Annotated in this window: 16 protein-coding genes; 15 read left to right on the top strand and 1 reads right to left on the bottom strand. The window is 71.0% G+C overall.

Annotation, left to right across the window (positions count from 1 at the left end):
- Window positions 1-118: 118 nt before the first annotated feature.
- From AB0B85_RS09270 to ahcY, 11 genes are all read left to right on the top strand, one after another.
- Window positions 119-424: a hypothetical protein gene (locus AB0B85_RS09270; protein ID WP_357405274.1), complete on the top strand. Its 306-nt coding sequence runs from the start codon at window positions 119-121 to the stop codon at window positions 422-424.
- A gap of 52 nt (window positions 425-476) precedes the next feature.
- Window positions 477-818, top strand: coding sequence for a hypothetical protein (locus tag AB0B85_RS09265; RefSeq protein WP_357405272.1), 342 nt, complete (start codon window positions 477-479; stop codon window positions 816-818).
- A gap of 184 nt (window positions 819-1,002) precedes the next feature.
- Window positions 1,003-1,296: a hypothetical protein gene (locus AB0B85_RS09260; RefSeq protein WP_357405270.1), complete on the top strand. Its 294-nt coding sequence runs from the start codon at window positions 1,003-1,005 to the stop codon at window positions 1,294-1,296.
- A 173-nt stretch (window positions 1,297-1,469) separates the two neighbouring features.
- On the top strand, window positions 1,470-2,135 hold the full coding sequence (locus tag AB0B85_RS09255; RefSeq protein WP_357405268.1) for an endonuclease V: 666 nt from the start codon (window positions 1,470-1,472) through the stop codon (window positions 2,133-2,135).
- A 210-nt stretch (window positions 2,136-2,345) separates the two neighbouring features.
- Entirely contained in the window at window positions 2,346-3,485 is a 1,140-nt protein-coding gene (locus AB0B85_RS09250; protein WP_357405266.1) for a hypothetical protein, read from the top strand.
- A 69-nt stretch (window positions 3,486-3,554) separates the two neighbouring features.
- Window positions 3,555-4,940, top strand: a complete 1,386-nt coding sequence (locus AB0B85_RS09245) for a phosphomannomutase/phosphoglucomutase (protein WP_357405264.1) — start codon at window positions 3,555-3,557, stop codon at window positions 4,938-4,940.
- A 61-nt stretch (window positions 4,941-5,001) separates the two neighbouring features.
- Window positions 5,002-5,187: a Trm112 family protein gene (locus tag AB0B85_RS09240; RefSeq protein WP_357405262.1), complete on the top strand. Its 186-nt coding sequence runs from the start codon at window positions 5,002-5,004 to the stop codon at window positions 5,185-5,187.
- Window positions 5,184-6,380 carry an SIS domain-containing protein gene (locus AB0B85_RS09235; protein ID WP_357405260.1) on the top strand — a complete coding sequence of 399 codons (1,197 nt, stop codon included), beginning with the start codon at window positions 5,184-5,186 and terminating at the stop codon, window positions 6,378-6,380. The genes AB0B85_RS09240 and AB0B85_RS09235 overlap by 4 nt, the downstream gene beginning before the upstream one ends.
- Before the next feature lie 67 nt (window positions 6,381-6,447).
- The gene (locus AB0B85_RS09230) at window positions 6,448-7,449 is read left to right on the top strand and encodes a cation diffusion facilitator family transporter (RefSeq protein WP_357405258.1); all 1,002 of its coding nucleotides are present in this window, start codon (window positions 6,448-6,450) and stop codon (window positions 7,447-7,449) included.
- Between the two features lie 3 nt (window positions 7,450-7,452).
- Window positions 7,453-8,616, top strand: a complete 1,164-nt coding sequence (gene manA, locus AB0B85_RS09225; RefSeq protein WP_357405256.1) for a mannose-6-phosphate isomerase, class I — start codon at window positions 7,453-7,455, stop codon at window positions 8,614-8,616.
- Between the two features lie 281 nt (window positions 8,617-8,897).
- Entirely contained in the window at window positions 8,898-10,394 is a 1,497-nt protein-coding gene (gene ahcY, locus AB0B85_RS09220; RefSeq protein ID WP_357405254.1) for an adenosylhomocysteinase, read from the top strand.
- Window positions 10,395-10,466: 72 nt separating this feature from the next.
- Here ahcY and AB0B85_RS09215 read toward each other — a convergent pair whose 3' ends face one another.
- Window positions 10,467-10,625, bottom strand: a complete 159-nt coding sequence (locus AB0B85_RS09215) for a hypothetical protein (RefSeq protein ID WP_357405309.1) — start codon at window positions 10,623-10,625, stop codon at window positions 10,467-10,469.
- 169 nt (window positions 10,626-10,794) lie between these two features.
- On the opposite strand from AB0B85_RS09215, the gene efeU reads away from it, so the two are divergent.
- The 4 genes from efeU to mtrA all read left to right on the top strand — a co-directional run bounded on the left by efeU (window position 10,795) and on the right by mtrA (window position 15,072).
- Window positions 10,795-11,697 (top strand): iron uptake transporter permease EfeU, encoded by a 903-nt coding sequence (gene efeU, locus AB0B85_RS09210; protein WP_357405252.1) that lies wholly within the window; start codon window positions 10,795-10,797, stop codon window positions 11,695-11,697.
- Between the two features lie 22 nt (window positions 11,698-11,719).
- Window positions 11,720-12,853, top strand: a complete 1,134-nt coding sequence (gene efeO, locus AB0B85_RS09205; protein ID WP_357405250.1) for an iron uptake system protein EfeO — start codon at window positions 11,720-11,722, stop codon at window positions 12,851-12,853.
- Between the two features lie 25 nt (window positions 12,854-12,878).
- Window positions 12,879-14,156 carry an iron uptake transporter deferrochelatase/peroxidase subunit gene (gene efeB / locus AB0B85_RS09200; RefSeq protein WP_357405248.1) on the top strand — a complete coding sequence of 426 codons (1,278 nt, stop codon included), beginning with the start codon at window positions 12,879-12,881 and terminating at the stop codon, window positions 14,154-14,156.
- Window positions 14,157-14,382: 226 nt separating this feature from the next.
- Window positions 14,383-15,072, top strand: coding sequence for an MtrAB system response regulator MtrA (gene mtrA / locus AB0B85_RS09195; RefSeq protein WP_110564421.1), 690 nt, complete (start codon window positions 14,383-14,385; stop codon window positions 15,070-15,072).
- Window position 15,073 lies beyond the last annotated feature (1 nt).

Raw genomic sequence — 15,073 nt, 5'->3', positions numbered from 1 at the left:
CGCACTCCCGGCCGCTGGTGATGCTGGCGCTAACCGGGCTCGATCGATCCGGAACCGGGGTTGTGCGAGTTCCGGGATCCGGACTTTCTTGTAGGCGAGGCGAATGTCGGCTAGTTGGGTGATTGATCTGCGCGGGCACGTGGACCGGAGCTCTTTGGGTCGTCTGCGGGCTGCGCTCGGCCTGCGTGAGGTGGGGCGTCTCGGCGACGACTGGAACGAGGTGTTCGGCGAAGCCAACCGGACGATCGCCGGGGTGCCGGCGACCATCGAGCTCTGGCGCGACGTGGATAGCCGGGGATGGCACCTCAACATCGAGCTGCCGGCGGACTCGGGTGACTCGGACGTGCAGGACCTGCTGGATGTGGTCCGGGCCAGGGCTGAAGCGGCGGGCCTACAGGTCGCGTCGATCGCCCGTCGTCGATAGGTCGGGTTCGAGCAGCTGATTCGGGTGTATGCCCGGGATTGGCGGCCGTCAGGTGGATCGCAGACTGAGCTACTACGCGGTCTGGCGGAGCGATGAGAGTCGATTGCCGGTGGGGTTGTTTGTGCTCGATGCGGGTCAAGGTCAGGCGCTGCTCTGGGACCACCGGCGTGGGTCGTGGGCCTACGATCCGAACCTGGTCGTGCGCTTTCTGGACGACTACCGCAACGTCGACCGCTACGAAAATATCGATCGGGCGAAAGCCGAGCAGATTGCCCCGATCGTGACGGGATCACCGGGGCTGCCGGATGAGGCGGCCTTCGAGTTGATGCTCGCGAACGGCGCGGCCGGTTTGCCAGGTGATCCAACAGGGGCAGGCGGAGCCGGTGACCAGTGACGGCGCTGGGGCAGCCGCTCAACGGCGCCGCCGGACTCGCCGGGCCTGCCGTGGCGCCCACCGGCTCGGTCCATCGATCGAGCTTGGTCGCAGCCAGTTGTGCCGTGCTGAGTGGACGTAGTTGCCGCTGTCGTGGAAGGCAGGGGACGGACGGGAAGTCGGCCGGGCCGAATAAGATCGACGGATGGCGAGGTCCGGTATGAAGAGCACCAAGTCCAACGTCTGGGCGTGGCCGGTCGGCATCCTGATCGGTGTAGCTGTTGGCATTCCCGTGTTCGGTCCGAAGGGTGGGGTGGCCTTCGGCATCGCCTTCGGGGTCGCGTTCGCGTTCGCCGTCGGCGCGATCAGGAGTCGGGTCGGCGGCGACCCGGTTGACGGGGCGCCGGGGCGGGACGCCAGCGCTACGGACGCGGGTCAGGGCGGCACCTCGACCGACGACGCCCCGGTGGCTCGCGCCGAAGGTTCGCGGCGAGAGTGATCGACTCGGGTTTCATGATGTCGGGGCATCTGAGGCCGTGGGACGGCCCGGCTTCAATGAAGTCGAGTGGATCATGGCGAGCGGCGGCCTCGGGGCCGGGCGGCGGTGTGGCGGGGCCAGGCCGAGCGGCGGCCTCGGCGCCGGGCGGTGGAGTGGCACCGGGTGATGTGGCGGTGCCGGGCAGCGTGGCGGAGGCGGTGGCCGTACAGGAGGAGTTGCGGCCGTTTGTCGACCTGGTCGGGCCGGGGCCCAGCGCGCCCGCGACGGTGGCCGGCCTGGACGTCGCGTACTCCCAGGGCGGTGACCTGCTGGCGGCGGCCGTGACGGTGCTGGATGCCCGAACGTTGGTCGTGGTGGACTCGGCGGTCTGTGTGGGGCGTCCGGCGTTTGGCTATGTGCCGGGGTTGTTCGCCTTCCGTGAGTTGCCCGCGCTGCTCAGCGCGTTGGACGGCCTGGCCACGGTCCCGGATCTGCTTGTGTGCGACGGGCATGGGCTGGCGCATCCGCGTCGGTTCGGGCTGGCCTGCCACCTCGGGGTGGTCACCGGCCTGCCGGCGATCGGGGTGGGTAAGACGCCGCTGGTCGGGACGTGGGATCCGCCGACGGCCGAGCGCGGTGCCTGGTCGCCGCTGCGCGACGGTGGTGACATCGTCGGTCGGGTGCTCCGGACCCAGGACGGTGTGAAGCCGGTCTTCGTGAGCGTCGGGCATCGGATGGGCCTGGAGAACGCGACAGCGCAGGTGCTGGCGCTGGCCCCGCGGTTCCGGCTACCGGAGAGCACCCGCACCGCCGACCGGCTCTGCCGTGACGCCCTCTCCCGCGCGGAGCAGGCCGGCTGATCGAGTTGGGTTTGGTGATGTCGCGGCATCCGAGGTCGTGGGGTGACCCGACATCAATGAAGTCGAGTGGATCACGGCGAGGAAGTCGAGTGGATCACGGCGAGTAAACCGTAACGCGGCACACATCCGGACCGCTCTATGACCGGCGAGGCGGATGGGGCGGTAGTAGCCTGGCCGCGGACCCCACCCGGGGAGAACGGCAGGTTGATCATGACGGTGCGTCGACGCGCGGCACGGCTCGCTGCGGTCTGCGGTCTGGTGGGCGGGCTGGTGATGCTCGGCGCCTCGCCCGCGCTGGCCGACGACGACTCGGTCCGGGTGGGTGCGGCCAGCAGCTTCGCCGCCGGTGGTTCCGCGCAGGGAGTGAACGTGGCGGTGCGCAAGCGCACCGACGGCTGCGTCCTGCTGCGTACCGCTGTGGTTCTCAGCCTTCAGGGTCTTCAGCCGAACCAGGTGAAGGTCGAGGTCAACGCGGGCCGGCACTGGTCCCCGGTAGGCCTGAGCGGTGGTGGCGGCAACGTGGGGACCGTGCAGACGTCGCCGGCGCAGCCGACCCTGTGCAAGGGCAAGGGCATCACCGTGCGGTACCGGGTGACCTTCGGTGCGGGTGTCTCGGGTGGTCGGCTCGTCGTGATCGGCGCGGGCTTCAACGCGGCCGGTCTGGAGATCGGCCGGGGCAGCGACACGGCGAGGGTGACCGGCGCGCGGGTCACCCCCTCGCCGACGCCCTCGAAGAAGGCGACGCCCACCCCGACTCCGACCGACGTCGCGGCCGTCGACGACGCGGTGACTCCGGCGGCGCTCGGCGACGCGTCAGGTGCGCCGGACACCTCGGCGGTCGCCGCGACCTCGTCCGGCGGCACGTCGCCGGTGATGATCTTCGGCGTCGTCATGGTGGCGATCGGGTTGCTGCTCATCGTGCTGCTGTTCCGTCGTTCGCGCCAGGACCGCCGGCCGGCCGACGAGCCGACAAGCGCACTGCCGGGCAACCCCGGTGGCACCACCTACCGGGCCGGCGGTGGGCCACCGGCCGCGCCCGGTCGCCCCGGCCAGGTGTACGGCCAGCAGCCGCCCGCCGGTCCGGGTGTCATGCCGCCAGCGCGCCCGGTCGCCGGTCCCGGTGCCGTGCCGCACGCTGGTGGTCCGGGTGCCGTGCCGCCCGCCGGTCCGGGTGCCGTGCCGCCCGCACGGCCGCCCGCCGGTGGCGTCTATGGCGCCCGACCCGCCGCCGGTGGGCCGCCGGAGGCGACGCAGCTGCTGCCGGGTGCGCCAGAAGGTCGACAGCTGCCCGGGGATCCGCCCCCCGACGATGGCGGTCGCACCGTGATCATGCCCCGGCTCCCCGGCTGAGCGGGGCGCGACCCGGACCCTCCGTTAGGCTCAGGCTCGGTGTCTACCTGCGGCCAAGGAGTGGAACACGTGTCTGATCTGTCCCAGATTGTGAAGGCGTACGACGTCCGAGGGACGGTGCCGGACCAGTGGGACGAACGGGTAGCCGAGGCGCTCGGAGCCGCATTTACCCAGCTGCTCAACTCCACCGAGGAGCCGGGCGACGCGGTGGTCGTCGGGTACGACATGCGCGCCACCTCGCCCGGCCTGGCCGCCGCGTTCGCCGCCGGCGTACGGGCCGAGGGCCGCTCGGTGATCGAGATCGGGCTCGCCTCCACCGACCTGCTGTACTTCGCCTCCGGCTCGCTCGACCTGCCCGGCGCGATGTTCACCGCCAGCCACAACCCGGCCCAGTACAACGGCATCAAGATGTGCCGTTCCGGCGCTCGCCCGATCGGCCAGGAGAGCGGTCTGGCGGAGATCCGGGAGCGGGCCCAGGCGCTGCTCGACTCGGGCGAAGCCCGCCCGGCCGGTGCGCCGAACCGGCCGGCCGAGCGGCGCGACCTGCTGCCCGACTACGCCGGTTACCTGCGCAAGCTTGTCGACCTCTCGGGCATCCGGCCGTTGAAGGTCGTCGTCGATGCGGGCAACGGGATGGGTGGCTACACAGTCCCGACCGTGCTGGGTGACGCCGCCCTGTCGGCGCTGCCGCTGGAGATCGTGCCGCTCTACTTCGAGTTGGACGGCAGCTTCCCCAACCACGAGGCCAACCCGCTCGATCCGGCGAACCTGGTCGACCTCCAGCGTGCGGTTGTCGAGCACGGGGCCGACATCGGGCTGGCCTTCGACGGCGACGCCGACCGGTGCTTCGTGGTGGACGAACGCGGCGAGCCGGTCTCGCCGTCGGCGATCACCGCTCTCGTCGCCGCCCGTGAGCTGGCCAAGCACCCGGGCTCCACGGTGATCCACGGCCTGATCACCTCCAGCGCGGTCGCGGAGATCATCCGCGAGCACGGTGGGCAGCCGGTGGTCGCCCGGGTCGGGCACTCCTTCATCAAGGCGGAGATGGCCCGGACCAACGCCGTCTTCGGCGGCGAGCACTCAGCGCACTACTACTTCCGCGACTTCTGGTTCGCCGACACCGGCATGCTCGCGGCGATGCACACCCTGGCCGCGCTGGGCGAGCAGTCGCTGCCGCTGTCCGTGCTGGCCGGCGAGTACGAGCGCTACATCGCCTCGGGGGAGATCAACTCGACGGTGACCGACCAGGCGGCGGCGGTGGCCGAGGTGCGGGCCGCGTACCCCGACGCGGTGGCCGACGAGATGGACGGGCTCACCCTGCGGTTCCCCGACGGCGCCTGGTTCAACCTGCGCGCCTCCAACACGGAGCCGCTGCTGCGGCTCAACGTCGAGGCGCCTACCCGCGAGCGGATGGTCTCGCTCCGGGACGACGTGCTCGGCCGCGTTCGCCGATAAGATCGCCTGCGCCGGTCGGCACCGCCACCGGTCAAGCCGCACACGTGGAAGGAGCCGTGCCATGGCCCTGGATCCGCAGTTGCTCGAGATCCTCGCCTGTCCGGACACGCACCACGCCCCGCTCGACTACGACGCCGAGGCGCAGACGCTCACCTGCACACAGTGCGGCCGGATCTTCGAGGTCCGCGACGACGTGCCGGTGCTGCTGTTGGACGAGGCGCGCGGCGGCCCGGAGCAGTCGTCATGATCGACGGTACGGCCGGGGTGAGTGGTCGTCGGGACGCCGACGAGGCGCTGCTCGACAACCCGGAGGCGCTGGCCGAGCACGACCCGGGCGGCATGCTCCGGCACACCGCGTCGGCCGGTGCGCAGGTTCGCGAGAGCGCGGCCCTGGCCGCCGAGGCGAATCTGGCAGTCCTCGCCGACGACGGGCGCCCACGTGCCGTCGTGATCGCCGGCATCGGCACCGCGGGGCGTACCGGGGATGTGCTGGCCACGGTCGCCGGGCCGCGCTGCCCGGTGCCGATCATCGGGCACCGCAGCGCGGGCGTGCCCGGCTGGGTGGGCGCGGCGGACGTGGTGATCGCGGTGAGCGCGTCCGGTCGTAGCCCGGAGGCGCTCGGTGCCGCCGAGGCGGCGCACCGGCGCGGTGCCCGGCTGGTCGCCGTGGGTGCCCCCGACTCGCAGTTGCAGTCGATCGCCGAGCAGGCCCGAGCGCCGTTCATCCCGGTGCCCCGGCGTGCCCCGGCCCGAGCCAGCCTCTGGGCGCTCACCGTGCCGGTCCTGCTCGCGGCCCGTTCGCTCGGGCTGGTAAAGGTCAACGAGGCGGATCTCGCGGAGACCGCGGCCCGGCTCGACGCCGACGCCGACCGCTGCCGCTCCGCCGCGGAGTCCTTCGTCAATCCGGCGAAGTCGCTGGCCCTGGGCCTGGCCGGCTCGATCCCGATCGTCTGGGGTTCGTCCCCGCTGGCCACCGTCGCGGCCCGCCGGTTCGGCGACACCCTGTCGGCCAACGCCCGCTACCCGGTGGTCACCGGAGCGCTCGGCGAGGCCGGCCGAGGCCGGGTCGGGCTGCTCGACGGCGTCTTCGGCGGCCTGGCCGAGGGCGAGCGGGACATTTTCGCCGATCCGGCGGAGGACGACGGCGAGGGCACCCGACTGCGGCTCGTGCTGTTGCGCGACGGCGGGCTCAACGCCGAGGACGACACCGACGAGCCGCTCGCCGTCGAGGAACGCCGCGCGGACGCGGTGCAGACCCTCGCCGAGCGTCGCGGCGTGCGGTGTGACGTGGTGACCGCCGAGGGCGGCTCCGCCCTGGAGCGGTTGGCCTCGCTCGTCGCGGTCCCGGATTTCGCCTCGATCTACCTTGCCCTGGCCCACGGGCTGGACCCGATGGCCGTCCCGGCCATCACCGAGATGAAGGAGCTGTCGAACCAGTGAACGACCGTAGGGGGCGGCGCGGCATGCGCGGACCGGTCAGCTTCGTGCGACGAAGCGGAGCGGCGGCATGAGCGCGAACGGCGGGACGAAGGCGATTGTCGCCGCACTGCTGGCCAACGTCGGCATCGCCGTCACCAAGTTCGTCGCCTTCCTGTTGACGGGGTCGTCGTCGATGCTTGCGGAGTCGATCCACTCGGTCGCCGACTCCGGCAACCAGGGTCTGCTGCTGCTCGGCGGCAAGCGGGCGAAGCGGGCAGCCACCCCGGAACACCCGTTCGGGTACGGGCGTGAGCGCTACATCTACGCGTTCATCGTGTCCATCGTGCTGTTCAGCATCGGTGGCCTGTTCGCGCTCTACGAGGCGTACCACAAGTGGCACGACCCGCACGGCATCGACTCCTGGCAGTGGGTGCCGGTGGTCGTGCTGCTGGCCGCGATCGTGATGGAGGGGTTCTCCTTCCGGACCGCCATCAAGGAGTCCAACCACATCCGCGGCAGCCAGTCCTGGGTGCGTTTCATCCGCCGGGCCAAGGCGCCCGAGCTGCCGGTGGTGCTGCTTGAGGACTTCGGCGCGCTCGTCGGTCTGGTGTTCGCGTTGTTCGGCGTCAGCATGACGTTGATGACCGGCGACGGTAGGTGGGACGCCGCCGGCACCGCCATGATCGGTGTGTTGCTGGTGGTCATCGCGATCGTGCTGGCCATCGAGACGAAGAGCCTGCTGCTCGGTGAGGGCGCTGAGCCGTCCGACCTTGCCGTGATCGAGCGAGCCATCACCGATGGCCCCGAGGTGGAGCGGATCATCCACATGAAGACGCTCTACCTCGGGCCGGAGGAGCTGATGGTGGCCGCGAAGATCGCCGTGCCGGAGTGGGAGAGCGCGCACGACCTGGCCCGCGGCATCAACGCCGTGGAGGCGCGGATCCGTGCCGCGGTGCCGATCGCCCGGGTGATCTACCTGGAGCCGGACGTCTACAGCGTCGCCGCCGCCGAGGCCGGCACTGGCGCGGCGGCCGACACCGCCGTGCCGCAGGACGTGGCGGGCGAGGCGGCCGGGCGGCCTGGGGGCTGACCTGTGGAGCCACTCTACGGACCGATTCGCGACTACGCCTGGGGCTCCCGCTCGGCCCTCGCCCTCCTGCAGGGTCGGGTGGTGCCCAGCCCGGGGCCGGAGGCGGAGCTGTGGTTGGGCGCCCACCCGGGCGCTCCGGCACGTGTGGACCGTGCCGGCCGGCGGGTTAGCCTCTGCGACCTGGTGCGCGACGAGCCGGGGCAGTGGCTCGGTCAGCGGGTGTCCGAGCGGTTCGGCAGCCGGCTGCCGTTCCTGCTCAAGGTGCTCGCGGCCGACGCTCCGCTGAGCCTGCAGGCACACCCGGACGCCGAACAGGCGCGGGCGGGCTACGCGGCGGAGGCCGGGCTGCCGGCGGGGCAGCGCAACTATTCCGACCCGTACCACAAGCCGGAGTTGCTTGTCGCTCTCACCCCGTTCGAGGCACTGTGCGGTTTCCGGGATCCGGCGGAGTCGGCCGAGGCGCTCGCCGCGTTCGGCGTACCGGAGTTGGCGCCGGTGGTCGACGCGTTGCGGACCGGGCCGGCGGGGCTGCGCCCGGCGGTACGGACGCTGCTCGGCTGGCCGGTGGCCGAGCGCGACGGGTTGCTGGCTGGCGTGGTTGCCTCCACTGTCGACGGCCCGGACGCGGAGTTGGCCCGCCGACTGGCGAAGGCGTACCCGGCGGATCCGGGCGTGCTCGTGGCGTTGTTGCTGCACCACCTGCGGCTGGTGCCGGGGGAGGCGATCTGGATGCCCGCCGGCAACCTGCACGCCTACCTCAGCGGTTGTGGCGTGGAGATCATGGCGGCCAGTGACAACGTGCTGCGGGGTGGGCTGACCCCGAAGCGGGTGGACGTCGACGAGTTGCTGCGGGTGCTCCGCTTCGAGGTGCTCGACGAGCCGGTGCGAGCCGCGTTGCCGGTGGGTCCAGGTGTGGACTGCTGGCCCGTACCGGTCGATGACTTCGCGCTGCACCGGGTGCGGGTGGGTCCGGCGGTGCCGTCGGTCACGCTGCCGTCGCCCGGTCCCCGGGTGGTGCTCTGCGCCGGTGGCGCGGTCACCGTGGACGACGGCGCCGGAGCGGTGACGCTGGCGTCCGGCGAGGCGGCGATCGGCACCGCGGCCGGCGAGCCACTGCGGATCAGTGGCGACGGCGAGGCGTACGTGGCGACCCCCGGACATCAGTGACCGGCCCTCGCCAGCGACGACACAAGTCCGACTTTTCCGGAATAGCTTGACGACGAGTTGCCCGAGTGTGACTCTATGAGTACGCAGCGTTATCGCGACGACGGTCCGAGAACGTGCGGGGGAAACCAAACCGGGGGGATGCACGGGGCGGGCGGGGCATGGACGGGTAGGTCCGTCCAGCACCGACCGCCCCGTGCGCTGTCCGCGGACCGTGCCTGATGCCCGTCGCCGACGCGCGTAAGGTGGAAGGTCGGCGCAGACATCGTTCGACAGGAGCTTTCATGACCAGCACCCTCCCGGCGTCCGCCAGCGGCACGCCCGAGGCCCGGCCGAGCACGCTCGCCGACGGCGACTTCAAGGTGGCGGATCTGTCGCTCGCCGAGTTCGGGCGCAAGGAGATCCAGCTCGCCGAGCACGAGATGCCCGGCCTGATGGCGATTCGTCGCGAGTTCGCCGAGGCGCAGCCGCTGGCCGGCGCCCGGATCACCGGCTCGCTGCACATGACCATCCAGACCGCCGTCCTGATCGAGACGCTTGTCGCGCTCGGCGCGCAGGTGCGCTGGGCGTCCTGCAACATCTTCTCCACCCAGGACCACGCCGCCGCCGCGATCGTCGTCGGCCCGAACGGCACCGCCGAGGCCCCGGCCGGCGTCCCGGTGTACGCCTGGAAGGGCGAGACCCTCCCGGAATACTGGTGGTGCACCGAGCAGGTGCTCGCCTGGCCGGACGGGCAGGGCCCCAACATGATCCTCGACGACGGTGGCGACGCCACCCTGCTCGTGCACAAGGGTGCCGAGTTCGAGAAGGTCGGCGCGGTGCCGCCGGTCGAGTCCGCCGACTCCGAGGAGTACGCGGTCATCCTGGAGCTGCTGCACCGCTCGCTCGCCGAGGACGGCCAGCGCTGGACCCGGATCTCCGCCGGCATCAAGGGCGTCACCGAGGAGACCACCACCGGCGTGCACCGGCTCTACGAGATGCACCGCGCGGGCACCCTGCTCTTCCCGGCCATCAACGTCAACGACTCGGTGACCAAGAGCAAGTTCGACAACAAGTACGGCTGCCGGCACTCGCTCATCGACGGCATCAACCGGGCCACCGACGTGCTGATCGGCGGCAAGATGGCAGTGGTGCTGGGCTACGGCGACGTGGGCAAGGGGTGCGCGGAGTCGCTGCGCGGCCAGGGCGCCCGGGTCGTGGTGACCGAGGTCGACCCGATCTGCGCGTTGCAGGCCGCGATGGACGGCTACCAGGTCGCCACCCTCGACGACGTGGTCGAGCAGGCGGACATCTTCATCACCGCCACCGGTTGCTTCGACGTCATCACCAACGAGCACATGGCCCGGATGAAGCACCAGGCCATCGTCGGCAACATCGGCCACTTCGACAACGAGATCGACATGGCTGGTCTGGCCAAGCGTTCCGACGTCGAGCGGATCAACATCAAGCCGCAGGTCGACCTGTGGCGCTTCGCCGACGGGCACGCGATCATCGTGCTCTCCGAGGGCCGCCTGCTGAACCTGGGCAACGCGACCGGGCACCCGAGCTTCGTGATGTCGAACTCGTTCGCCAACCAGACGATCGCCCAGATCGAGCTGTTCACCAAGACCGAGGAGTACCCGATCGGCGTCTACGTGCTGCCCAAGCACCTGGACGAGAAGGTGGCCCGGCTGCACCTGGGCGCGCTCGGCGCCAAGCTGAGCACGCTCACCAAGGAGCAGGCCGCGTACCTGGGGGTCTCGACCGAGGGTCCGTTCAAGCCGGATCACTACCGCTACTGATCGACGCGTTACCGGACCGGGTCGGCTGTTCGCAGCCGGCCCGGTTCGTCGTATCCGACGGAGCTGGCGGGGTCAGCCCGGACGGGAGTCGCGGCGGCTGGGGCGGAACCAGGTCCAGACGCACCAGAGCAGCCAGCCGAGCGACACCACGGTGGCCAGTGCCCGCAGGCGCAGCGCGCTGAGCAGCAGGACCAGGGCCAGCACGGCGAGCCACGGCAGGAATCCCTTCACGGCGGGCATCCTCGCACAGCCGAACGGGTGCGTCCCGGCGCCGGTCGGCCGAGCCTTGAGCGCGGGGTCGAGTGAGCTTGTCGTGAACAACTTGACGAGGATCCTGGGCAGGAGCAAGGTATGCCTGGCCTAAGTTAGTTGAGGCGTACCTAATGAACTCGGAGCCCGGATGTTCGCCACCTACCTGATCGGCCTGCGGGAGGGTCTGGAAGCCACCCTCGTGGTCAGCATCCTGGTCGCCTTCCTGGTGAAATCGCAGCGCCAGGACCGGCTTCCGCAGGTCTGGGCGGGCGTCGGCCTGGCCGTGGTGCTGTCGGTGCTCTTCGGCTGGCTCATCGAGTACACGTCGACCTCGCTGTTCTCGCGCTACGAGGATCGGGAGCTGTTCGAGGCGATCACCTCGGTCGCGGCAGTGGTCTTCGTCACCTGGATGATCTTCTGGATGCGCCGGGCGGCCCGGACCATCGCCGGCGAGTTGCGCGGAAAGCTGACCGAGGCGCTCGCCGTCGGTTCGTTCGCGGTCGCCGGCATGGCCTTCCTCGCGGTGATCCGGGAGGGCCTGGAGACCGCGCTGATCTTCTACTCGGCCGCCCAGGGTGCGGCGGGTGACAGCGGGCCGCTGCTCGCGTTGGTCGGTGGTGTCGTCACCGCAGTGGTGCTCGGCGTGCTGCTCTACGCGAGCGCCCTGCGGATCAATCTCAGCAAGTTCTTCACCTGGACCGGCGCGCTGCTGATCCTGGTCGCCGCCGGCATCCTCAAGTACGGCGTCCACGACTTCCAGGAGGCCGGTGTCCTGCCTGGCCTGAACGACCTGGCCTTCGACATCACCGGCGCGCTCGACCCGACCACCTGGTACGCGGCCCTGCTCGCCGGCATGTTCAACGTGACGCCGGCGCCCTCCGTGCTGGAGACGATCGCCTGGATCGGGTACGCCGTGCCGGTCCTCCTGCTGTTCCTGCGGCCGGCCCGCCGCAAGCCGGCACCCGCCGCGACCACCACAGTCACCGAGCACGGCGCCGACACCGGCACCGAGGCCGAGGCCGAGGCGGCAGCCACGCCGCAGCGGGCCTGACCCACGAGGAGAGACAGCTCAGATGCGTACCACCCGATTCTTCGCGCTGGCCGCCGTCGGCGTGCTGGCGACGGCCGGTGTGACCGCCTGCTCCGGTGCCGACAAGGACACCCCGGCCGCGGCCGGCGGGCCGATCGCGGTCAAGGCGACGGACACCGCCTGCGAGGTCGGCACCACGGACCTGGGCGCCGGCACCGCCACCTTCAAGATCACCAATTCCGGTGCCAAGGTGACGGAGTTCTACGTGTACGCCGACGGCGACCGGGTCATGGGCGAGGTGGAGAACATCGCCCCGGGGCTGAGCCGTGAGCTGCACGTGGAGTTGCCGGCCGGCACCTACCAGACGGCCTGCAAGCCCGGGATGAGCGGCAAGGGCATCCGGGGTGCGCTCAAGGTCAGCGGGTCGGCGCAGCCGCTCACCGCCGACGCCGCGTTGGCCGGCGCGGCCGAGAACTACCAGCGCTACGTCAAGAGCCAGACCGACGCGCTGCTGGACAAGACCGAGGAGTTCGTCACCGCGGTCAAGGCCGGTGACGTGCCGAAGTCCAAGGCGCTCTACCCGGTCGCCCGCACCTACTGGGAGCGGATCGAGCCGGTGGCCGAGATCTTCGGCGACCTCGACCCCAAGATCGATGGCCGCGAGGAGGTCATCGAGGAGGGGATGGAGTTCACCGGCTTCCACCGGATCGAGAAGGACCTCTGGCAGTCCGGCGACATCAGCAAGGACGGCCCGATCGCGGACCGCCTGCTGGTGGACGTCAAGGAGATCGTGACCAGGGCCAACGCCGAGAAGCTCTCCCCGCTCCAGCTCGCCAACGGTGCCAAGGAACTGCTCGACGAGGTGGCCAGCGGCAAGATCACCGGCGAGGAGGACCGCTACTCGCACACCGACCTGTGGGACTTCGCCGCGAACCTCGAAGGTTCCAAGGCCGCCGTGTCCGCCCTCCGCCCGGCCCTTCAGCAGCGCTCGCCGGAGCTGGTCACGCAGTTGGACACCGAGTTCGCCAACGTCGAGGCGCTGCTCGGCAAGCACCGCGACGGCGACGGGTGGAAGCTGCACACCGCACTGAGCAAGGCCGAGCTCAAGGAGCTCTCCGACGGGATCAACGCGCTCGCCGAGCCGATCAGCAAGGTCGCCGCAGCCGTCGCGAAGTGACCGGCCGACAGAAGGAGTGGAGTCGATGAGCGGGAGCAGGTTGACCCGGCGCCGGGCGATCACCCTGGCCGGCGCCGGGGTGGCCGGAGTCGCCGGAGTCGCGGCCGGCGCGGGGGCGCTGCTCAACGGCTCCCAGGGCCCGGCGGCGGCGAGCGACCACCCGGCCGGGGCGGTGCCCTTCCACGGTGAGCACCAGGCCGGCATCGTCACCCCGGCGCAGGACCGGCTGCACTTCGTCGCCTTCGACGTGATCACGAAGGACCGGTCCCGGCTTGTCGAGCTGCTCGAGGAGTGGACGGCCGCCGCCGCCCGGATGACCGCGGGACGCGACGCCGGGATCCTCGGCGCGGTCGGCGGGATGCCGGAGGCCCCACCGGACGACACCGGCGAGGCGCTCGGCCTGCCCCCGTCGCAGCTCACCCTGACGATCGGTTTCGGGCCGACGCTGTTCCGCGACGCCGACGGGCGGGACCGCTTCGGCATCGCCGACCGGCGGCCCGCCGCACTGGCCGAACTGCCGAAGTTCCCCGGCGACGCCCTGCAACCGCAGCTCTCCGGCGGCGACCTCTGCGTGCAGGCGTGCGCCAACGATCCGCAGGTGGCGGTGCACGCGATCCGTAACCTGGCCCGGCTCGGCATGGGCGTGGTGAGCGTCCGCTGGTCGCAGCTCGGCTTCGGGCGTACCTCGTCGACCTCCCGGGACCAGGCCACCGCGCGCAACCTGTTCGGGTTCAAGGACGGTACGGCCAACCTCAAGGCCGAGGACACCGACCTGCTGCGCGACCAGTTGTGGGTGCAGCCGGGTGACGGACCGGACTGGATGACCGGCGGCTCGTACCTGGTCACTCGCAAGATCCGGATGCTGGTGGAGACCTGGGACCGGACCTCCCTGGCCGAGCAGGAGGAGATCGTCGGCCGGACCAAGGGCAGCGGCGCCCCACTCGGCCGGACCGACGAGTTCGACGAGCCGGACTTCGCCGCGCGTGGAGGCGACGGCAAGCCGATGATCGCTGAGCACGCGCACGTGGCGCTGGCCCACCCGAGCCGGAACAACGGCGCCCAACTGCTGCGCCGCGGCTACAACTTCGTCGACGGCTCGGACGGCCTCGGCCGGCTCGACGCGGGGCTCTTCTTCATCGCCTACCAGCGCGATCCGCGCCGCCAGTTCGTGCCGATCCAGACCCAGTTGGCGCGGCACGACGTGATGAACGAGTACCTGCGGCACGTCTCCAGCGGCGTGTTCGCCTGCCCGCCCGGAGTACGCGACGGCGGGGACCACTGGGGGCGCGCGCTCTTCGGCTGAGCAAGGGTCAGGTTGGCGACAGCGGGACCGGCCCGAGCCGCGGTGGCGCCGGGCGGCTTCGACGGGGGATCATGGTGTCAGCCTGGGCCCGGGGCTCATCCGGGTGCCAGGCTCCGCAGCACGTGGCGCCGCCGCCCGGATTGCGACGAGCGCTTCTTCGGCGGCACCCTGCGTTACCGGCGGACGCCGGTCCCACCGAACCGAATAAGGATGCAATATTAATCCCATGAGAGCCCGCGTACTGGTGGTCGACGACGACCCCGCGCTCGCCGAGATGCTCGGCATCGTGTTGCGCAGCGAGGGCTTCCAGCCCTCGTTCGTGGCGGACGGCGAACGGGCGTTGGCTGCTTTCCGTGACAGTCGCCCCGATATCGTGCTGCTTGACCTGATGCTGCCCGGAATGAGCGGTATCGACGTGGCCCGGTCGATCCGGGCGGAGTCCGGCGTGCCGATCGTCATGCTGACCGCCAAGAGCGACACCGTGGACGTCGTGCTCGGCCTCGAGTCCGGGGCCGACGACTATGTGGTCAAGCCGTTCAAGCCCAAGGAGCTGGTTGCCCGGATGCGGGCCCGGCTGCGCCGAGGCGAGGACGTGGCCCCCGAGATGCTCACCATCGGGCCACCCGACAACCAGATCACCATCGACGTGCCCGCGCACACCGTCAGCCGCAACGACGAGGAGGTGAAGCTGACTCCGCTGGAGTTCGACCTGCTTGTCGCGTTGGCCCGCAAGCCGCGTCAGGTCTTCACCCGCGAGGTGCTGCTGGAGCAGGTCTGGGGCTACCGGCACGCGGCCGACACCCGCCTGGTGAACGTGCACGTCCAGCGGTTGCGCGCCAAGATCGAGCCGGACCCGGAGCGACCGGAAATCATCCTCACCGTGCGGGGCGTGGGATACAAGGCGGGGACCGGATAGC

The organism is Micromonospora sp. NPDC049044 (genome assembly GCF_040649215.1).
Lineage (GTDB): Bacteria > Actinomycetota > Actinomycetes > Mycobacteriales > Micromonosporaceae > Micromonospora.
Note: the sequence above shows the minus strand (reverse complement) of the source record. Positions and strands in the feature narration are given on the sequence as shown.

Bases quoted from the DNA above. Each gene is read 5' to 3' on its own strand.
- AB0B85_RS09240 (WP_357405262.1), top strand. From the start codon at position 5,002: ATGGCCCTGGATCCGCAGTTGCTCGAGATCCTCGCCTGTCCGGACACG.
- AB0B85_RS09260 (WP_357405270.1), top strand. From the start codon at position 1,003: ATGGCGAGGTCCGGTATGAAGAGCACCAAGTCCAACGTCTGGGCGTGG.
- efeO (WP_357405250.1), top strand. From the start codon at position 11,720: ATGCGTACCACCCGATTCTTCGCGCTGGCCGCCGTCGGCGTGCTGGCG.
- AB0B85_RS09235 (WP_357405260.1), top strand. From the start codon at position 5,184: ATGATCGACGGTACGGCCGGGGTGAGTGGTCGTCGGGACGCCGACGAG.
- ahcY (WP_357405254.1), top strand. From the start codon at position 8,898: ATGACCAGCACCCTCCCGGCGTCCGCCAGCGGCACGCCCGAGGCCCGG.
- AB0B85_RS09230 (WP_357405258.1), top strand. From the start codon at position 6,448: ATGAGCGCGAACGGCGGGACGAAGGCGATTGTCGCCGCACTGCTGGCC.
- mtrA (WP_110564421.1), top strand. From the start codon at position 14,383: ATGAGAGCCCGCGTACTGGTGGTCGACGACGACCCCGCGCTCGCCGAG.
- AB0B85_RS09250 (WP_357405266.1), top strand. From the start codon at position 2,346: ATGACGGTGCGTCGACGCGCGGCACGGCTCGCTGCGGTCTGCGGTCTG.
- efeB (WP_357405248.1), top strand. From the start codon at position 12,879: ATGAGCGGGAGCAGGTTGACCCGGCGCCGGGCGATCACCCTGGCCGGC.
- efeU (WP_357405252.1), top strand. From the start codon at position 10,795: ATGTTCGCCACCTACCTGATCGGCCTGCGGGAGGGTCTGGAAGCCACC.